Source organism: Streptomyces sp. NPDC001970 (genome assembly GCF_053594115.1).
In genome coordinates, this window is record NZ_JBSFDW010000021.1 from 13,935 (window position 1) to 32,786 (window position 18,852).

The 18,852-nt window shown below is 72.0% G+C and carries 17 protein-coding genes; 11 read left to right on the plus strand and 6 right to left on the minus strand.

Annotation, left to right across the window (positions count from 1 at the left end; genetic code table 11):
* The first annotated feature begins 56 nt into the window (after positions 1 to 56).
* The 6 genes from rimO (at position 57) to ACWCP0_RS24135 (ending at position 4,614) form a co-directional block, all read left to right on the plus strand.
* Positions 57 to 1,580: a 30S ribosomal protein S12 methylthiotransferase RimO gene (rimO, locus tag ACWCP0_RS24110; RefSeq protein WP_451080870.1), complete on the plus strand. Its 1,524-nt coding sequence runs from the start codon at positions 57 to 59 to the stop codon at positions 1,578 to 1,580.
* On the plus strand, positions 1,577 to 2,281 hold the full coding sequence (gene pgsA / locus ACWCP0_RS24115) for a CDP-diacylglycerol--glycerol-3-phosphate 3-phosphatidyltransferase (RefSeq protein WP_451080871.1): 705 nt from the start codon (positions 1,577 to 1,579) through the stop codon (positions 2,279 to 2,281). Before rimO ends, pgsA begins: the two co-directional genes overlap by 4 nt.
* The gene (locus ACWCP0_RS24120) at positions 2,278 to 2,823 is read left to right on the plus strand and encodes a CinA family protein (RefSeq protein ID WP_451080872.1); all 546 of its coding nucleotides are present in this window, start codon (positions 2,278 to 2,280) and stop codon (positions 2,821 to 2,823) included. The genes pgsA and ACWCP0_RS24120 overlap by 4 nt, the downstream gene beginning before the upstream one ends.
* A 109-nt stretch (positions 2,824 to 2,932) precedes the next feature.
* Entirely contained in the window at positions 2,933 to 3,316 is a 384-nt protein-coding gene (locus tag ACWCP0_RS24125) for a helix-turn-helix domain-containing protein (protein WP_149180268.1), read from the plus strand.
* A gap of 181 nt (positions 3,317 to 3,497) precedes the next feature.
* Positions 3,498 to 3,968, plus strand: a complete 471-nt coding sequence (locus ACWCP0_RS24130) for a Dps family protein (protein ID WP_451080873.1) — start codon at positions 3,498 to 3,500, stop codon at positions 3,966 to 3,968.
* A 391-nt stretch (positions 3,969 to 4,359) separates the two neighbouring features.
* Positions 4,360 to 4,614 carry a hypothetical protein gene (locus tag ACWCP0_RS24135; protein ID WP_351229160.1) on the plus strand — a complete coding sequence of 85 codons (255 nt, stop codon included), beginning with the start codon at positions 4,360 to 4,362 and terminating at the stop codon, positions 4,612 to 4,614.
* Here ACWCP0_RS24135 and ACWCP0_RS24140 read toward each other — a convergent pair.
* From ACWCP0_RS24140 to ACWCP0_RS24150, 3 genes are read right to left on the minus strand one after another with little or no spacing between them, the layout of a single operon-like run.
* Positions 4,562 to 5,338 carry an SDR family NAD(P)-dependent oxidoreductase gene (locus tag ACWCP0_RS24140; RefSeq protein ID WP_451080874.1) on the minus strand — a complete coding sequence of 259 codons (777 nt, stop codon included), beginning with the start codon at positions 5,336 to 5,338 and terminating at the stop codon, positions 4,562 to 4,564. The genes ACWCP0_RS24135 and ACWCP0_RS24140 overlap by 53 nt on opposite strands.
* A gap of 33 nt (positions 5,339 to 5,371) precedes the next feature.
* Positions 5,372 to 6,196, minus strand: a complete 825-nt coding sequence (locus tag ACWCP0_RS24145) for an Fpg/Nei family DNA glycosylase (RefSeq protein WP_451080875.1) — start codon at positions 6,194 to 6,196, stop codon at positions 5,372 to 5,374.
* Positions 6,197 to 6,241: 45 nt separating this feature from the next.
* Positions 6,242 to 10,864 carry an ATP-dependent helicase gene (locus ACWCP0_RS24150; RefSeq protein WP_451080876.1) on the minus strand — a complete coding sequence of 1,541 codons (4,623 nt, stop codon included), beginning with the start codon at positions 10,862 to 10,864 and terminating at the stop codon, positions 6,242 to 6,244.
* 55 nt (positions 10,865 to 10,919) lie between these two features.
* On the opposite strand from ACWCP0_RS24150, the gene ACWCP0_RS24155 reads away from it, so the two are divergent.
* From ACWCP0_RS24155 to ACWCP0_RS24165, 3 genes are all read left to right on the plus strand, one after another.
* Positions 10,920 to 11,753: an AraC family transcriptional regulator gene (locus ACWCP0_RS24155; RefSeq protein WP_451080877.1), complete on the plus strand. Its 834-nt coding sequence runs from the start codon at positions 10,920 to 10,922 to the stop codon at positions 11,751 to 11,753.
* 194 nt (positions 11,754 to 11,947) lie between these two features.
* Positions 11,948 to 12,682, plus strand: a complete 735-nt coding sequence (locus ACWCP0_RS24160; protein WP_451080976.1) for an AzlC family ABC transporter permease — start codon at positions 11,948 to 11,950, stop codon at positions 12,680 to 12,682.
* On the plus strand, positions 12,679 to 12,987 hold the full coding sequence (locus ACWCP0_RS24165) for an AzlD domain-containing protein (protein WP_451080878.1): 309 nt from the start codon (positions 12,679 to 12,681) through the stop codon (positions 12,985 to 12,987). Before ACWCP0_RS24160 ends, ACWCP0_RS24165 begins: the two co-directional genes overlap by 4 nt.
* Before the next feature lie 140 nt (positions 12,988 to 13,127).
* Here ACWCP0_RS24165 and ACWCP0_RS24170 read toward each other — a convergent pair whose 3' ends face one another.
* Positions 13,128 to 14,033: a hypothetical protein gene (locus ACWCP0_RS24170; RefSeq protein WP_451080879.1), complete on the minus strand. Its 906-nt coding sequence runs from the start codon at positions 14,031 to 14,033 to the stop codon at positions 13,128 to 13,130.
* A gap of 79 nt (positions 14,034 to 14,112) precedes the next feature.
* On the opposite strand from ACWCP0_RS24170, the gene ACWCP0_RS24175 reads away from it, so the two are divergent.
* Positions 14,113 to 14,307, plus strand: coding sequence for a DUF3046 domain-containing protein (locus tag ACWCP0_RS24175; protein ID WP_451080880.1), 195 nt, complete (start codon positions 14,113 to 14,115; stop codon positions 14,305 to 14,307).
* Positions 14,308 to 14,572: 265 nt separating this feature from the next.
* Positions 14,573 to 15,715 (plus strand): AI-2E family transporter, encoded by a 1,143-nt coding sequence (locus ACWCP0_RS24180; protein WP_451080977.1) that lies wholly within the window; start codon positions 14,573 to 14,575, stop codon positions 15,713 to 15,715.
* 14 nt (positions 15,716 to 15,729) lie between these two features.
* On the opposite strand, the gene ACWCP0_RS24185 is transcribed toward ACWCP0_RS24180, so the two are convergent.
* Together ACWCP0_RS24185 and ACWCP0_RS24190 are read right to left on the minus strand one after the other, a co-directional pair.
* Positions 15,730 to 17,937, minus strand: a complete 2,208-nt coding sequence (locus tag ACWCP0_RS24185; RefSeq protein WP_451080881.1) for an MMPL family transporter — start codon at positions 17,935 to 17,937, stop codon at positions 15,730 to 15,732.
* 130 nt (positions 17,938 to 18,067) lie between these two features.
* Positions 18,068 to 18,844, minus strand: a complete 777-nt coding sequence (locus ACWCP0_RS24190; protein ID WP_451080882.1) for a cytochrome d ubiquinol oxidase subunit II — start codon at positions 18,842 to 18,844, stop codon at positions 18,068 to 18,070.
* Positions 18,845 to 18,852 lie beyond the last annotated feature (8 nt).

Sequence of the window (18,852 nt, forward strand, 5' to 3'; positions counted from 1 at the left end):
CCCGACTGTTCACCTCGCGGAACGGGTGTGGGCCAGGACAAAGTAGTCTTGAGCCCATGCCCGAACGCCGTACCGTCGCCCTTGTCACTCTTGGCTGCGCCCGTAACGAGGTGGACTCGGAGGAACTCGCAGGCCGCTTGGCAGCGGACGGCTGGGAGCTCGTCGAGGAAGCCGCCGACGCGGATGTCGCGGTCGTCAACACCTGCGGATTCGTCGAGGCCGCCAAGAAGGACTCCGTCGACGCGCTCCTCGAAGCCAACGATCTCAAGGATCACGGCAGGACTCAGGCCGTCGTCGCCGTGGGATGCATGGCCGAGCGGTACGGCAAGGAGCTCGCCGAGGCCCTGCCCGAGGCGGACGGCGTGCTCGGCTTCGACGACTACGCCGACATCTCCGACCGCCTCCAGACCATCCTGAACGGCGGCGTCCACGCCCCGCACACCCCGCGCGACCGGCGCAAGCTGCTGCCGATCAGCCCGGCCGAACGTCAGTCGGCCGACGTGGCCCTCCCCGGGCACGCCCAGGCCCCCGTGGCCGTCGCGGCCCCCGAGAACGTGCCTGTGGACCTGCCGGAGGGCCTCGCGCCCGCCAGCGGGCCGCGCGCGCCCCTGCGCCGCCGCCTGGACACCAGCCCCGTCGCCTCGGTGAAGCTGGCCTCCGGCTGCGACCGGCGCTGCTCCTTCTGCGCCATTCCGTCCTTCCGCGGCTCCTTCATCTCGCGGCGCCCCAGCGATGTGCTGGGCGAGACGCGCTGGCTCGCCGAGCAGGGCGTCAAGGAGATCATGCTGGTCTCCGAGAACAACACCTCGTACGGCAAGGACCTCGGCGACATCCGGCTGCTCGAGACCCTGCTGCCGGAGCTGGCGGCCGTCGACGGGATCGAGCGCGTCCGGGTCAGCTATCTGCAGCCCGCCGAGATGCGTCCGGGCCTCATCGACGTCCTGACGTCGAGCGAGAAGGTCGCGCCCTACTTCGATCTGTCCTTCCAGCACAGTGCGCCGGGCGTGCTGCGCGCGATGCGGCGCTTCGGCGACACCGAGCGGTTCCTCGAACTGCTGCAGACGATCCGCTCGAAGGCCCCGACGGCCGGTGTGCGCTCCAACTTCATCGTGGGCTTCCCCGGCGAGACCGACGAGGACTTCGCCGAGCTCGAGGGCTTCCTCACGGCCGCGCGGCTGGATGCCATCGGTGTCTTCGGCTACTCCGACGAGGAGGGCACCGAGGCCGCCACGTACGACAGCAAGCTGGACCAGGACATCGTCGACGCGCGGCTCGCGCGGCTGTCGCGGCTCGCCGAGGAGCTGACCGCCCAGCGCGCGGAAGAGCGGATCGGAGAGACCCTGGAAGTACTGGTCGAGTCCGTCTTCGACGCGGATCCGGACGGGGAGCAGGACGAGGACGAGTACGCGGCGGTGGGCCGGGCCGCGCACCAGGCGCCCGAGACCGACGGTCAGGTGATCTTCACGAGCGCCGACGGCTTGGTCCCCGGCCGCATGGTCGAGGCCAAGGTGGTGGGCACGGAGGGCGTCGACCTGGTGGCCGACATCGTTACGGAATGTCGTGAGGAGGCAGCCAGATGACGGGAGTCCCGGCATCCGCAGCGGGCGGGACCGGAAGGCCGGCGCCCGGGGGCAAGCTGGGTGCTGCGGCCGTCAATCAGGCCAGCCTGTGGAACATCGCCAACATCCTCACCATGGTGCGGCTGCTGCTCGTACCGGCGTTCGTGATCCTGCTGCTCCAGGACGGCGGCCACGACCCGGTCTGGCGCGCGTGGGCCTGGGCGGCGTTCGCCGTCGCCATGATCACGGACATCTTCGACGGGCATCTGGCGCGGGCGTACAACCTGGTCACCGACTTCGGGAAGATCGCGGATCCGATCGCCGACAAGGCGATCATGGCGTCCGGTCTGATCTGTCTCTCGGCGCTCGGTGATCTGCCCTGGTGGGTGACGGGCGTGATCCTCTTCCGTGAGCTGGGAATCACGCTGATGCGTTTCTGGGTGATCCGGCACGCGGTGATCCCGGCCAGCCGCGGCGGCAAGCTGAAGACGCTCGCACAGGGCACGGCGGTCGGCATGTACGTACTCGTGCTGACCGGTCCGCTGGCCACCCTGCGGTGGTGGGTGATGGCCGTGGCGGTCGTGCTGACCGTGGTCACCGGGCTCGACTATGTGCGCCAGGCGGTGGTCCTGCGGCGCAAGGGGCTCGCGGCCGAGAGGGCCGAGCGTGCCGCCGCAGAGGCGCAGACCACCGGACGGGGCGGAGCGGAGCGCTCGCGATGAGCGTCGTGCCCGCTGCCGCGGCCGGGGTGCTCGCGCTGCTCGAGGCGCGTGGCGAGACACTGGCCGTCGCCGAGTCGCTCACCGGCGGTCTGGTGGCCGCCGAGCTGACCGCCGTGCCCGGATCCTCGAAGACCTTCCGCGGCTCCGTGACGGCGTACGCGACGGGCCTGAAGCAGGACATCCTGGGTGTCGACGGGACCCTGCTGGCCGCGCGCGGCGCCGTGGACGCGGACGTCGCGGCGCAGATGGCGGCAGGGGTGCGGACCAGGCTCGGGGCCGGCTGGGGAATCGCGACCACGGGCGTCGCGGGGCCCGAGCCGCAGGACGGGCAGCCCGTCGGAACGGTCTTTGTGGCGGTCGCCGGGCCTGACGGGACACGGAAAGTGTCCGCGCTGCGATTGAACGGCGACCGTGCGGAAATCCGTAGAGAGAGTGTACGGAGCGTGCTGGAACTGCTCGCGACAGAGCTCGCCGGCGAACGCTTGGGCGAACTCTCGGAGTATGAGCGGGCACAGGATACGGAACAGAACGGGGGGACTTGATGTTTGCAGCCCTGAGTGAACACGTCATCGCTCCCCGCACGGCCGCAGCGCGAGGCGGTACGGTGGGGCGTGAAGGATGCGGTTTCGCGGTCCGAGGAGGGAGCCACCGATGATTCTGCTCCGTCGCCTGCTGGGTGACGTGCTGCGTCGGCAGCGCCAGCGCCAGGGCCGTACTCTGCGCGAAGTCTCCTCGTCCGCCCGAGTCTCGCTCGGCTATCTCTCCGAGGTGGAACGGGGGCAGAAGGAGGCTTCCTCCGAGCTGCTCTCCGCGATCTGCGACGCGCTTGACGTACGGATGTCCGAGCTCATGCGTGAAGTGAGCGACGAGCTGTCGCTGGCCGAGCTGGCCGAGTCGGCAGCGGCGAGTGAGCCGGTGCCTGCGCCAGTACGCCCGATGCTCAATTCCGTGTCCGTGACGTCGGTGGCGGGCGGGCCGACGGAGCGGGTGACGATCAAGGCGCCCGCGGAAGCGGTGGACGTCGTCGCCGCGTGACGGCGAGGAACTGCATGGCAGCGAGGAGCCGCATGGCGTCCGTTCGCTGAGTCTCGGCGTGTGAGCATGTGTGAGCCCCGGTCGGGTGGGTACCCGGCCGGGGCTTCACTCTGCCGTCGAATGACCGTTTCTCACCATTTGTGCCATCGTGGGAGGCGGTGTCATCGCAAGGAGGTCACGCATGTCTGTCGTGAAGAGCCCGCTGTCCGAGGCGGACCGGAAGGTCACCGGCGAGGCGCTCCAGGGCGCGCTGGTGGATCTGGTCGATCTGGCGCTGGTGGCCAAGCAGGTCCACTGGAACGTGGTCGGCCCGCGCTTCCGCTCCGTGCATCTCCAACTCGACGAGGTCGTCGCCACGGCGCGGCAGCACTCCGACACGGTGGCGGAACGGGCCTCGGCGATCGGTGTCGCGCCGGACGGGCGGGCCGGGACCGTCGCGTCGACGAGTGCCATCGGGAAGGTGCCGGAGGGCTGGATCCAGGATGTGGACGTGGTCAGCACGATGGTGCAGGCGCTCGGCGCCGTGATCGGGAAGATGCGGGAGCGCATCGACGCCACGGAGGAGCCCGACCCGGTCAGCCAGGACATCCTGATCGGCCTCACACGCGACCTGGAGAAGCACGCCTGGATGTTCCAGGCGGAGAGCGTCTAGCCGAGTGGCGGGCGTCCCGGTGGTGACCGCCCAGGGGCCTCCAGGGCTGTCCGAGAGGCCTTCCGAGGGCTCGGTCACAGACGCTCGTGCCGCTGTGATCGCGGGAACTCGTGCCGCCGTGGTCGGGGGAACTTGTGCCGCCGTGGTCGCGGGCGCTCCGGATACCGCGCCCGGGGGTGTGGCTGTGGGCGTTCCTGAGGCCGTGGTCGCTGCCGGGCCGGTGGCATCGGCGGCTCCGGTGGCTGAGGTTCGGGGTGTGCGCGGGCGCATGGTCCGGTGCATGAACCGCTGGGGCGCCTGGCACATACGCTGCGGGCGCGCCCGGTGTGCATCCGGTGCGCCCTCCCGCCGAGTGATCGGTCCGGTCTAGCGTCGACCGGAGGAGGCGGCCATGGTGAGGCGATGGGTCCTGCTGCCGGCGCTCGCACTGGGCGCACTGTGGTGGTGGGCCGTTCTGCGGCTGGCGCTGGTGCCGGAGCATGCGGGACTCGTCGAGGGGGCAGTGGCGGCAGGCGGGTGGGGGCTCAGCCTGTTGCCGGTGCATGTCACGTCGCGGGCCGGGGGTACCGGTGCGGCCGGGGGAACGACCGCGGCTACCACGGCATCGCGACGCCCCCGTTCGGGCGGAGGATCTGACCCGTCGTGAACGACGACGCGTCGGAGGCGAGATGGAGGACCGCGTGCGCGATGTCCTCGGGCTCGCCGACCCGGCCGAGCGGTGACAGCCGGACCATGGCGGCCTCCGCCTTCTGCTGAAGGCCCGCGTCATGACGGTCGGTCATGGGTGTGCGGATCCAGCCCGGTGCGACCGCGTTCACCCGGATGCCGTGCGGTCCGAGCTCGGCGGCGAGGGTCTTGGTGAGCTGCACAACGGCCGCCTTGGCGGCGCTGTAACAGAGCAGGCCCGGGTTCGCGGCATCGACCGCGCCGGAGGCCATGGTGACGATGGAGCCCTTGACACCTGCGTCGATCATGGACCGGGCAGCGGCCTGGCAGGCGTGGAGCACGCCCTTGAAGTTCACCGCGAGGACCCGGTCGAGGTCCTCGTCGCGGGTCTCGAGAACCGGGCTGGAATGCATGATTCCGGCGACCGCGGCCATGATGTGCAGCGGTCCTGTCGCATCCACCGCCGCTTGCACGGCCGCGTGGAGACGGTCGCGGTCGCTGACGTCGACGAGGTGGGTGTGGGCGGTGCCCTCGGCGTCGTCGATCAGGGTCCGGGTCTCGTGGAGGCCCTTCTCGTGGACGTCCGCGCAGTGGACGGTGGCGCCCGCCCGGGCCAGGAGGACGGCGGTGGCGCGGCCTATGCCGCTCGCCGCACCGGTGACGAACGCGGTGCGGCCGGTGAGGTCGTACGCGGTGAGGGGCATGCCGGTGACCGTACGACCGCATCTGACGGATCGTCAACCAGCCTGGTGTGGCTCGGCCATGGGTCCGGACTGGCAGGCCGGGCACCAGTAGGTGACGCGGTCGTCCAGGCCTGCCCTGCGGATCGGGGTGCCACAGCGCAGACACGGGTGGCCCTCACGGCCGTAGACGAACAGGCGCTGCTCGGTGCGGCGTTCCGCGGTGCCACGCGCGGTGGGCGTCGTACGGCGGTCGAAACGTTCCTTGTTCGCCTCCAGGAGCCGATGGGCCGTGGCGACGAGCCGCTCGGGAACGTCGGCGGCGAGGTCGCCGACCGGCAGCCAGGGCGTGACTCGGGCCAAGAAGGCCAGCTCCGACTTGTAGACATTGCCGATGCCGGCCAGATTGCGCTGGTCGAGCAGCGCTTCGCCGAGGGGACGGGCAGGGTCGGCCAGCAGGTTGCGCGCGGCGGTGGTGGGGTCCCAGCCGGGGCCGAGCAGATCGGGGCCGAGGTGTCCGACGACCTGCTCCTCGTCCTTGGTCCGGAGCAGTTCGAGGACCGGGAGGCGATAGCCGACGGCGGTGTGCGCCGTATTGCCGAGGATCGCCCGGACCTGGTGGCTCGGGCCGCCGCGCCAGCGTTCTCCGGCGGCGTACACCCGCCAGGAACCGTCCATCCGCAGATGCGAGTGGAGGGTGAGGCCGCCCTCGATCCGGGTGAGGAGATGTTTGCCGCGCGGGGTGACGTCGAGGACCTCCCGGCCTGTGAGATCCGCGGTGGCGAACCGTGGAACCCGCAGGTCGGAACGGGTGAGCTCGCGTCCGGCAAGGGCGACGTGCAGCTTCCGGGCGGTCAGCCAGACGGTGTCTCCTTCGGGCATGGCATCCATGATGCGGGAGGACGGGTGGGCGGCGCCCCCGGGCCGCTAAGGCCGTATCCGGAGGCCTCTCGGGGTGGCGTGGAAACCGGACTCCTCGAAGGGTCGGGACAGAGGCGAGGTCAGGGCCGTGGCGCCGTTGATCCGCTCCACGGTGACCGTGCCGAGCGTGCCCGCCCGGGCCGCCGCGGCGAGTGCCTCGGCGGCGGACCGGAGCGCGGGGGCGTCCGGCTCGGTGGGCCACGACAGCAGGGTCTTGCCGCCGCGCTCCATGTAGAGGGTGAGCTCGCCGTCGACGAGGACGACCAGGGAGCCCGCCTTGCGCCCCGGTTTGTGGCCCGCGCCGGTCGGGGGCTCGGGCCAGGACAGCGCCGCCCCATACGCGTTCGCCGGGTCGGCCGCGGCCAGCACCACAGCGCGGGGTGGCGCCTGCGCGTCGGCCCGGTCGCGGGCGGTGGCCGCGGCGCGCAGCCGGTCCACCGCGCCGTCCATCGCGAACTGGGCGGCACCCAGGCCCTCGACGACATAGCCGCGTCGGGCCTGCCCGCTGTCCTCGAAGGCGGACAGGATGCGGTACGTCGCCGAGAAACCGCCCTCGACCCCTTCGGCCGCGACCGCTCCCCGGGTGACCACGCCATGGCGGTCCAGCAGGGTGCGGGCCTGGGCATGGGCGCGGTGCGTCGGGTCGGGCTCCTGGGCGGGCAGCAGTGACCAGCGCCCGGAGACGGTCGGCGGGCCCGTGCGGGACGCGGGGCGGGCGGACGCCGTCAGGGAGCCGTAGCGCCCGCGCGGGACGGTGCGCTTGGCGCGGTGCGCCGTCGAGCCCGCGGTGCGACCCGAGCCGAGGAGCGAACGCAGCGGCGCCAGGGTGTCGTTGGTGAGCCGCCCGGACCAGGCCAGGTCCCAGAGCGCGTCGGCGAGCTGGGGATCGGTGACGTCGGGGTGGGTGGTGGCGCGCACCTGGTCGGCGATCTGGCGGAAGAACAGACCGTATCCGCCGGACAGCGTCGTGAGCACCGATTCGTGGAGGGCGGTCGGCTCCAGTGGATGCGGCTGCGGGAGCAGCAGCGGAGCGGCTTCGGCGAGATAGAGGGAGACCCAGCCGTCCTTACCGGGCAGCGCACCGGCTCCGGCCCACACCACCTCGCCGGTCGTCGTCAGCTCGTCGAGGAGGGCGGGGGAGTAGCCCGCGACGCGGGACGGGAGGATCAGCTTCTCCAGGGCGGAGGCGGGCACCGGCGCGCCCTGCAACTGCTCGATGGCGCGGGCCAGTCCGTCGATCCCGCGGAGGCTGTTGTTCCCCAGGTGCTGCCACTGAGGGAGGAAGGTGGCGAGCGCGGCCGGAGGGACCGGTTCCAGCTCCTCGCGCAGCGCGGCCAGGGAGCGGCGCCGCAGCCGCCGCAGCACGGCGGCGTCGCACCACTCCTGGCCGATGCCCGAGGGATGGAACTCGCCCTGCACCACCCGCCCGCTCGCCGCGAGCCGCTGCAGCGCCCCGTCGGTGACGGCCGAGCCCAGGCCGAACCGGGCAGCGGCCTGGGAGGAGGTGAACGGCCCGTGGGTGCGGGCGAAGCGGGCCAGCAGATCGCCCAGGGGGTCCTTCACGGGCTCCGTGAACGCCTCGGGCACGCCGACCGGGAGCGCCGTGCCCAGAGCGTCGCGCAGCCGTCCGGCGTCCTCGATCGCCGCCCAGTGGTCGGCGCCCGCGACACGGACCCGGATGGCCCGGCGGGCCGCGGCGAGCTCCTGGGGCCAGTGCGGATCGGCGCCGCGCTCCTCCAGCTCGGCGGTCGTGAGCGGCCCGAGGACGCGCAGCAGATCGGCGACGCCCTCGGCGTCCTTGACGCGGCGGTCGTCGGTGAGCCACTGGAGCTCCCGCTCCAGCTCGGTCAGCACGTCCGCGTCGAGCAGCTCGCGCAGCTCGGCCTGACCGAGCAGTTCGGCGAGGAGCCGCGAGTCCAGGGACAGGGCGGCAGCGCGGCGCTCGGCGAGCGGCGAGTCCCCCTCGTAGAGGAACTGCGCCACGTACCCGAAGAGGAGGGAGCGGGCGAAGGGGGAAGGCTCGGGAGTGGTGACCTCGACCAGCCGGACCCGGCGGGACTCGATGTCTCCCATCAGCTCCTCGAGCCCCGGGACGTCGAAGACGTCCTGGAGGCACTCCCGCACGGCCTCCAGGACGATCGGGAACGAGCCGAACTCGCTCGCCACCTGCAGCAGCTGGGCCGCGCGCTGGCGCTGCTGCCAGAGCGGGGTGCGCTTGCCGGGGTTGCGCCGCGGCAGCAGCAGGGCGCGCGCCGCGCACTCACGGAACCGGGACGCGAACAGCGCGGAGCCGCCCACCTGATCGGTGACGATCTGACCGATCTCGCCCTTGTCGAAGAGGGTGTCGGCGGCACCGACGGGGGCCTGCTCGCTGTCGTACGTCGTGTCCAGGTGCACCGGGTCCTGGTCGAGCAGGTCCAGGCCCATCAGATCGGCGTCGGGCAGGCGCAGCACGATGCCGTCGTCGGCATGCATGACCTGCGCGTCCATGCCGTACCGCTCCGCCAGCCGGGCGCCGAGCGCCAGCGCCCACGGGGCGTGGACCTGCGCGCCGAACGGGGAGTGCACCACGACCCGCCAGTCGCCCAGCTCGTCACGGAACCGCTCCACGAGGATGGTGCGGTCGTCGGGCACATGGCCGCAGGCGCGGCGCTGCTCGTCCAGATACGCGAGCACATTGCCGGCCGCCCATGCGTCGAGACCGGCGGCCAGCAGCCGGAGCCGCGCGTCCTCCTCGGAGAGCGAGCCGACCTCACGGAGGAACGCGCCCACCGCACGCCCCAGTTCGAGCGGGCGGCCCAGCTGGTCGCCCTTCCAGAACGGCAGCCGGCCCGGCACACCGGGAGCGGGGGAGACCAGCACCCGGTCGCGCGTGATGTCCTCGATGCGCCATGAGGTCGTGCCGAGCGTGAAGACGTCCCCGACGCGGGATTCGTAGACCATCTCCTCGTCGAGCTCGCCGACCCGGCCGCCGCCCTTCTTCGGGTCCGCCCCGGCGAGGAAGACGCCGAAGAGTCCGCGGTCCGGGATCGTGCCGCCCGAGGTGACGGCGAGGCGCTGGGCGCCGGGACGCCCCGTGACCGTCCCGGCGACCCGGTCCCACACCACGCGCGGGCGAAGCTCCGCGAAGGCGTCGGACGGATAGCGTCCCGCGAGCATGTCCAGCACGGCCGTGAAGGCCGACTCGGGGAGCGAGGCGAAGGGCGCGGCGCGTCGCACCAGGGCGAGCAGGTCGTCGACCTGCCAGGTGTCGAGGGCGACCATCGCGACGAGCTGCTGGGCCAGGACGTCCAGGGGGTTGGCGGGGATGCGCAGCGACTCGATGGAGCCGGTGCGCATCCGCTCGGTGACCACGGCGGCCTGGACCAGATCGCCCCGGTACTTGGGGAAGACCACGCCGGTGGAGACCGCGCCCACCTGGTGTCCCGCACGGCCGACGCGCTGCAGGCCGGACGCGACGGACGGCGGAGACTCGACCTGGACGACCAGATCGACCGCGCCCATGTCGATGCCCAGCTCCAGACTGGACGTGGCGACGACCGCGGGCAGCCGGCCCGCCTTCAGGTCCTCCTCGACGAGGGCGCGCTGCTCCTTGGACACCGAACCGTGGTGCGCGCGGGCGAGCAGGGGCGGGGCGCCCTGCGCGGCACCGGACTGGGCCATGATCTCGGCCGGGGGAGCGCTTTCGGGAAGAGCTTCTCCGACGGCCCGCTCGTACGCGATCTCGTTCAGCCTGTTGCACAGCCGCTCGGCCAGGCGGCGGGAGTTGGCGAAGACGATCGTCGAGCGGTGGGCCTGCACCAGGTCGGCGATCCGCTCCTCGACATGGGGCCAGATCGACGGCTTCTCACCCGGGCTGTCCGGCTCGGAAGCCGGGGAGCCGCCGAGCTCGCCGAGGTCCTCGACCGGGACGACCACGGAGAGGTCGAACTCCTTGCCGGAAGGCGGCTGGACGATCTCCACCTTGCGCTGCGGTGAGAGATAGCGCGCCACCTCGTCGACGGGCCGGACGGTCGCGGACAGACCGATCCGGCGGGCCGGGCGCGGCAGCAGCTCGTCCAGCCGCTCCAGCGACAGGGCGAGGTGCGCGCCCCTCTTGGTCCCCGCGACCGCGTGCACCTCGTCCAGGATCACCGTCTCGACGCCTGTCAGCGCCTCGCGGGTCGAGGACGTGAGCATCAGGAACAGCGACTCGGGGGTGGTGATGAGAATGTCCGGCGGACGGGTCGCCAGCGTCCGCCGCTCGGCGGCGGGAGTGTCGCCGGAGCGGATCCCGACCCGCACCTCTGGCTCGGGAAGACCGAGCCGCACCGACTCCTGGCGGATACCCGTCAGCGGGCTGCGCAGATTCCGCTCGACATCGACCGCGAGAGCCTTCAGCGGCGACACGTACAGCACGCGGCAGCGCTGCTTGGCGTCCGCGGGCGGCGGAGCGGACGCGAGCCGGTCGAGCGCGGCCAGAAAGGCCGCGAGGGTCTTGCCGGAGCCGGTCGGGGCCACGACCAGCACGTCCGAACCCTGCCCGATGGCCTGCCACGCACCTTCCTGGGCCGCGGTGGGCGCACTGAACGCCCCCGTGAACCAGCCGCGGGTCGCGGGGGAGAAGGAGTCGAGCGCTGTCCTGGACATGCACCCATCCTGCACCCGACCACCGACAACGGCCCCGACCTGGGAGGATGTCCGCATGGCCAAGGGTGAGTGGGCGCGCTACTGGCAGCACGAGCGGCTGCCGGGCATCGATCTGCTCCGGGCCCATTACGTCCGCCACACCTTCCCCCGCCACAGTCACGAGGGGTACGTCTTCGCCACGATCACGGGCGGGATCGAGGACGTCGGCCTGCCCGGTGGCACCCTGCACGCGGGACCCGGCACCGTCGTCATGATCAACCCGGAGGTCCCGCACACCGCCAGGGCAGGAGGCCCCGAGGGCTGGATGTACTCGACGCTGTATCCGTCGGCGCAGGTCGTGGCCGAGATCGCCGCCGAGACCACCATGATCCGCGGCACACCCGGCTTCGCCGAGACCGATGTGGTGGACCACCAGGCCGCCCGGCTGATCCGTGAGGTCCATCGTGCGGCCGAGGAGGGCAACGCGCTCGCCGCCGACAGCGTGCTGCGGATCATGGTCTCGCGGTTGCTCCGGGCGTACGGCGGCGCCCTGCCCCCGCGCGAGCCGTGCACGGCGGGCGCGCGCGATGCGGCCCGCGCCCGTGCGGTGCTGGAGGAGCGGATGTCCGATCCGCCCACCCTCCAGTCCCTGGCCACCGAGCTCGGCACGAGCCCCTTCGCCCTCCTGCGGGCCTTTCGCGACAGCTACGGCATGCCGCCGCACACCTGGCTCACCGACGCCCGGGTCCGCCGCGCCCGTCGGCTGCTGGACGCCGGCGTCACCCCGGCGGAGGCGGCCGTGGCGGTCGGCTTCACCGACCAGCCTCACCTCAACCGGCACTTCGCCCGGATCGTGGGGGTGCCGCCTGGTGCGTACCAGCGGGGGCGCGGGGTCGGCGGACCCCGCTGAGCAGCGGGCAGGCGGCGCCCGAACCTGACGTCGCGGGTGTCCTTGCCGGGGCCGGCCGGTGCGGAGCGCAAGAACGTACAAGACCGAGTGCGGCTCGTCCCCGTAACGTCCACGACGTGGCAGAACAGACAGCATCCGCAGACATACCCATCGGCGAAGGACCGGCGGCCGCCCGTGAGCCCGCAGGACGCGGCGTGCCCGGCGCTCCCGGCACCGTCGGCGGCCCCGGCGCTCCCGTGAAGGCCGACTCCGCCGTCGTGCGGGACGCCCTCGGCGTCGGTCTCGCCGTCGGCCTCTCGGGCTTCGCCTTCGGCGTCACCGCGGCGGGCGCCGGACTCGACGTCCTGCAGATTTGTGCGCTCAGCCTGCTCGTGTTCACCGGCGCGTCGCAGTTCGCGCTGGTCGGCGCCCTCGCGGCGGGCGGCAACCCGTTCACCGCGGCCGCGGGCGCCTTCTTCCTCGGGACCCGCAACGCCTTCTACGGTCTGCGGCTGTCCCAGCTCCTCGCACTGCCGCGGTCCGTACGCCCCTTCGCCGCCCACTGGGTCATCGACGAGACCACGGCCGTCGCCCTGGCGCAGCCCACCCGTCGCGCCGCACGTCTGGGCTTCACCGTCACCGGCCTCACGCTCTATGTGCTGTGGAACCTGACCACGCTGCTCGGTGCGCTCGGTGCCGAGGCGATCGGCGACACCAATGCCTGGGGCCTCGACGCTGCCGGGCCCGCGGTGTTCCTCGCCCTGCTCGCACCCATGCTGCGGACCACGACCGAGCGGGTCGTCGCCGGTGTAGCGGTCGTCCTCGGGCTCGGGCTGCTGCCGGTGCTCCCTGCCGGAGTGCCGGTGCTGGTCGCGGCGCTCGCCGCGCCCGCAGTCCTCTGGCTCGAAGGCCGCAAGATCATCAACAAGCGGAAGGGAACGGACCGTTGAACGTCTGGATCGCGATCGGCGTGACCGCGGCCGCCTGCTACCTGGTCAAACTGGCCGGTCTCCTGGTTCCTGCCGGAGTACTGGAGCGCCCGCTCGTGCAGCGGCTCGCCGCGCTGCTCCCGGTGGCGCTGCTCGCCGCCCTCACGGCGCAGCAGACGTTCAGCACCGACAGCGCACTCGTCCTCGACGCCAGGGCCGCAGGCCTGGCAGCAGCGGCGGTCGCCCTGGTCCTGCGCGCGCCTTTCCTCGTCGTCGTGGCCGCGGCCGTGCTCGTCACCGCGGGCCTGAGGGCCATCGGAGGCTGAGAAGAGCGATGCCGCATGCAAGGGGCTCGGTCTCTTGATCGAGCCCCTTACCGCATCTCTGCCCGGATCGGCCGGATCAGTGTGCGACCGCGACCCTCACCGGCCGGCACGCCTGCTCCCGGGCGGACAGGAGCCGTGCCTCAGCGCACAGCGCGTCCGTGCGCCCTCAGCGTCCGCAGCGCCTCGATCGTCACGATCGGCCGCGACTCCAGGGCCGTGCCCGGCGCCCACTCACGCCAGTTGATCGGCCAGCCGCCGTCCTCCTGCTGCTCCGCCGCGAGGTGGTCGAGCGAGCGCTCCATCTCCTCGTCGGTGAACCAGCGGCGGGCCAGCGAGTCGGGCACGCGCGCGTAGTCGTACGGGAAGTGGCGCTCGTCCGGGGCGTACCCGTCGGCGACCGGGTACGCGTCCGGCCGCGACGGGTCGAGGACCGCCAGGCGCTGCTCGCGCACGAGCCGGCCGAGCCGGTCCGCCGCGGCCTCGGCGCGGGCACGGTCCGGGACACCGTCCAGGAAGGCGACCGCCGCCTGGATCTCGTACGGATGCGACTTCTCGAGCGCGTCGACAGCCGCCCAGCAGAAGTCGGTCGCACGGAACAGCCACGCGTGCCACACCCGGTTGCGATGCAGCAGCCCGACGACGGGTCCTGTCGCCAGCAGCTCGCTCGGAGGGTCGTCGACGATGGGGACGAACGGCGCGGCAGGATAGCCGCGCTGCGAGGGATGGACCGCGGGCAGCGCGCCCTCCCGGGTGGCCACACCGGTGAGATAGCGGCACATCCGCTCCACCCGCAGCCCGCCGCAGCGACCGATGGAGTCGAGCACGCGCAGTGCGTGCGCCGTGTGCAGCGGCTGGCTCACCGGGCCGCGGAGATCGGGTTCCAGTGCGTGTCCGTAGCCGCCGTCCTCGTTGAGATACGCGCTCAGCGCGACCTCGACCGGTTCCGCGTCCGCGCCCAGGAAGTGGTACGCGAACCGCCGCTGCTCGAGCACGCGGGCCGTCAGCCAGATGAAGTGCTCGGCCCGTGACAAGGGTGTTCCAGCCATGTTCCGACGGTAGGGCGGAAACGGCTTTCGGCAAGGCGGACGGGCTCGGCTGCACTCTCAGGAGCGGGATACTGAGGGCATGAGGTTGACGATTTTCTGGGAGCGGATGCAAGAGCACTTCGGCGCGGCGTACGCCGACTCCTTCGCACGCGACCATGTGATGGCCGAACTCGGCGGCCGTACGGTGCAGGAGGCACTGGCCGCCGGCTGGGAGACGAAGGACGTCTGGCGCGGGGTCTGCGCCGCCGTGGGCATCCCTCCGGACAAGCGGTGAGCCCCGGATCCGCGAGTTGTCCACAGGCCTGCGCCCGGTTGTCGCCGCGGTAGGCGAGACTTGCTCCGTGGCACCGAGAGACGAGACCCCCCAGGACGAAAGCCGCTCGACCGCCGAATACGCGGAGGCCGGGCGGCTCGACGACGATGCCGGACGCGGGTCGGCCGGGGCCGACGGGCCGGTGAGGGTTCCCGCGCCCGCCACCGCGCCGGACGGCGGGGGCGGAGGCGGCAGGCGTGCCGTCACGGCCGGCGAGCCAGCGCGGATGCCGCGCTGGCTGCCCCGCGCCATGGTGCTGGCGCTGGCGCTCTACGGCTGCTTCCAGCTCGGCAGCTGGGCCTTCCACCAGCTCATCGGGCTGCTGATCAACGTGCTGATCGCGTTCTTCCTGGCGCTGGCGATCGAGCCCGCCGTGGGTCGGATGGCGGCCCGCGGTATGCGCCGCGGCATCGCCACCTTCCTCGTCTTCTTCGCCGTGCTGATCGTCGGCGTCGGCTTCGTGGTGCTGCTCGGTTCGATGCTGGCGGGCCAGATCGTCGAGATGGTCGAGGACTTCCCCAAGTACCTCGACCAGGTGATCAACTGGATCAACAGGACGTTCCACAGCGAACTGTCCCGGGTCGCGATCCAGGACAGTCTGCTGCGCTCCGACTGGCTGCAGAAATACGTGCAGAACAGCGCGAGCGGGGTGCTCGACGTCTCCGCGACCGTGCTCGGCGGGCTGTTCAAACTGCTGACGATCTTCCTGTTCTCCTTCTACTTCGCGGCCGACGGGCCCCGGCTGCGACGCGCGCTGTGCTCGGTGCTGCCGCCGTCGAAGCAGGCAGAGGTGCTGCGCGCCTGGGAGATCGCGGTCGACAAGACCGGTGGCTATCTCTACTCGCGCGGACTGATGGCCCTGATCTCCGGCGTCGCGCACTACATCCTGCTGGCGCTGCTGGGCGTGCCGTACGCCCCGGCGCTGGCCGTGTGGGTGGGACTGGTGTCGCAGTTCATCCCCACGATCGGTACGTATCTGGCCGGCGCCCTGCCGATGCTGATCGCGTTCACGATCGAGCCCTGGTACGCGCTGTGGGTGCTGGGCTTCGTGCTGATCTATCAGCAGTTCGAGAACTATGTGCTGCAGCCCAAGCTCACCTCCAAGACGGTGGACATCCACCCCGCGGTCGCGTTCGGTTCCGTCATCGTCGGCACCGCGCTGCTGGGAGCGGTCGGCGCGCTGATCGCGATCCCCGCGGTCGCGACGCTGCAGGCCTTCCTCGGCGCCTACGTGAGGCGCTACGCCGTGACGGATGACCCACGGTTCCACGGCCACCGGCGGCAGGGCGAGGCGGCGCTCGCCCGGGTCCAGCGTGCGCTGCGCAGCAAGCGGGACGAGGCGCCGCCCTCGGAGGGGAGCGGCGCCTGAGGGTCCGTCAGCCGTCAGTGGTGCTCCAGCTCCACCTTCGGCAGCGCCCGGCGCAGCCAGGACGGCAGCCACCATGCGCTGCGTCCGAGTAGCTGCATGACCGCAGGGACGATCAGACAGCGGATCACGACGGCATCCAGCAGGATCGCCACCGCCAGCCCGAGCCCGAACTGCTGAAGCATCCGGTCGGGGCTGAGCACGAATGCCGCGAACACCACGATCATGATCGCTGCGGCGGCCGTGATGACCTTCCCGGTCGCCGCGAGGCCCTCCCGCACCGCACCCTGCGGGTCCTTCGTGCGCTCCCACTCCTCATGGATCCGGGAGAGGAGGAAGACCTCGTAGTCCATGGACAGCCCGAACACGATCGCGAAGATCATGACCGGGATGAACGCCTCGATCGGACCGGGCTCGACCCCGAACCAGCCGTGCTGGAAGACCAGCGTGATCGCGCCGAGTGCCGCCCCGATGGACACCAGGTTCAAGATCGCCGCCTTCACCGGAATCAGCACCGACCGGAAGACCACGAGCAGCAGCAGCGCCGAGAGACCGACGACGATCGCGACGAACAGCGGCATCCGGTCGGAGACGGTCGACGCGAAGTCCTCCGTGGCCGCGGTGGAGCCGCCGACCAGCAGGTCCGTACGCGTTCGCCGCTCGAGCGGCGGGAGCACGTCGTCACGGAGCCGGTCCACGAGCCGCGAGGTCTCGACGGCCTGCGGCGCCGAGTCCGGGAACACGATGACGGTTGCGACCGAACCGTCCTCCGTGGGCACGGGCGGGGTGGTCGCCGTGACCCCCGGCGTCCGTTCCAGAACGTCCCGCACCTGGCTTGCGGTGTCGGCGGCGCCCGTGCCCGCCGTCCGGCCGGCTCCGCTTCCGGCCGAATTCCCGGCGCCACTTCCGTCCACGACCACGATCAGCGGTCCGTTGAAACCGGGCCCGAACCCCTCCGCCAGCATGTCGTACGCCTGTCGGCTGGTCTTCGTCTCCGTGTCGTTGCCCGCGTCCGCGAAGCCCAGCCGCATGTCGAGCGCGGGCGCGGCCAGTGCGCCGAGCGCCACGGCCGACACCAGCAGGGCCGCCCACGGACGGCGCTGCACGCCGGTCGCCCAGCGCCGCCACCTCGCGCCCTCGGTCCGCCCCTTGGCCGTGGCCTTCGCGGCCCGCTTCTCGACCTGCCTGCGCAGACGGTTGCCGCAGAGGCCGAGCAGGGCGGGCAGCAGGGTCAGCGAAGCTGCCATCGTGACGAGCACGGTCAGCGCGACCGCCAGCGCCACGCCCTGCAGTGAGCCCAGCCCCAGCGCGACCAGCCCCATCAGCGCGATGATCACCGTGCAGCCCGCGAAGAAGACCGTCCGTCCTGCGGCGTCCAGCGCCCTGCGGGTCGCGTCCTCGGACGTCGCACCGCGCAGGAGCTCGCCCCGGTAGCGGGAGAAGATCAGCAGCGCGTAGTCGATCCCGACGCCCAGACCGACCAGCATCATGATCGGCGGGGTGAAGTCGGCGACGTCCGCGAGATGCGAGGCGAGCGCGATCAGGCCGATCGAACTGCCCACGGCGAACAGTGCGGCGACAACGGGAAGGCTCGCGGCCACCAGCGACCCGAAGAGGAAGACCAGGATCACCAGCGCACCGAGAATGCCCGCCCCCTCGGCCGCGCCGCCCTCGCTCTCCTCGGCACCGCGGGCCGCGTCACCACCGACGGCCGTCTCCAGTCCGTCGCCCTCGATCGAGTCGGCGGTGTCGATGATCTTCCGTACGTGCTCCTTGGGAACGTTCTCGGCCTCGCCGTCGAGGGTCACGGTCGCGTAGCCGATGGTGCCGTCCCGGGAGACCGCGACGGCGTCCTCGTACGGGCTGCGCACGGTCGTGACACTCGGCAGTCCGGACACCTTGCCGAGCATGCCTTCCACGCGTCGCTCGACCGCACCGTCACGGATCCCATCCGGAGCCCTCACGACGATCTGCACCGTCGCGTCGGCCTGCGCCGAGCCGTGCCGGTCCAGCACCGTCGCGGCCCGCTGCGAGTCCGTGCCGGGCAACGAGAAGTCGTTGTGGTAACCGCTGCCGGCGGCCGTCGAGGCCACGGTGATCCCTGCCACGACCACGACCCAGAGGAGCAGGGCCCGCCAGCGGTTCCGGAACGAGAAGGCGGCCAGGCGTTCGAAGACGCTCTCGCGCCGCCGGATCGCGCGGTCGGTGTCCCGGGTGAGGGTCATGATCGATCTCCCATCGGATCGGACGTACGAGGCTTCAGAGGTGCGAGGGTTCAAGGGGTGCGAGGGTTCAAGGGGTGCGAGGGTGCGAGGGGTGCGAGGGTGCGAGGGCTCAGAGGGGCGGGGCTTGGCTTCAGAAGTACGAGGGGCGGGTCACTCGGTGCCGGAACGTCCGCCACGTCCAGGCCTGTGCGGCGACCAGCAGCGGAGTGACGACGAGCAGCGCGGGCACGAGCAGCGCGAGCGTCGCGCCGTCCGCGGCCGACGAGCCCAGCTCCAGCCCGGACCCCGCGAACAGCGGCAGGGCGCCCATCAGCACCGCGGTCAGTGCGAACGACTTCCCGGGCCCGGTCCGCCCGACCAGCCGGCGGGCCCGTTCGTACGGCGCCCCGGTCAGCCGCATCGCGGCGAATCCGAGCCCGTGCACGGCGAACAGCGCGGCGACCGCGGTCGCCGTGAGCACCGCGACGGGACCGGTGGCGAGCTCGCCCGGCCGCCCTGTGAACAGCGCGGCCAGCAGCCAGCCCCAGGCCAGCGCGACCACCCAGCTCCCGCACACCACGGCCGCGTCGCACACGGCGCGCCAGCCGCGCCCGCCGCAGCGGCCCCGCAGCCACAGGCCCGTGTCGCGGATGATCCAGCCGGCCAGCAGCGGCACGACCACCGCGAACTGCCCGCTCAGCAAATCCCCCTCGAGATCCGGGAAGCAGCCCACGAGCAGACCCGCGGTGGCTATCAGCCACACCTCGTTGCCCAGGAAGAACGGCGCGAAGGAGGCGATGACCAGTCGGCGTTCCCGTTCGTCGCGGCCGAGATGAGGGGCGACCATCCCGGTGCCGATGTCGGCCCCGGCGAGCGCGAAGTACCCGGCGGCGAAGAAGCCGAGCAGGACGATGGCAAGAGTTTCCACAACGGCTC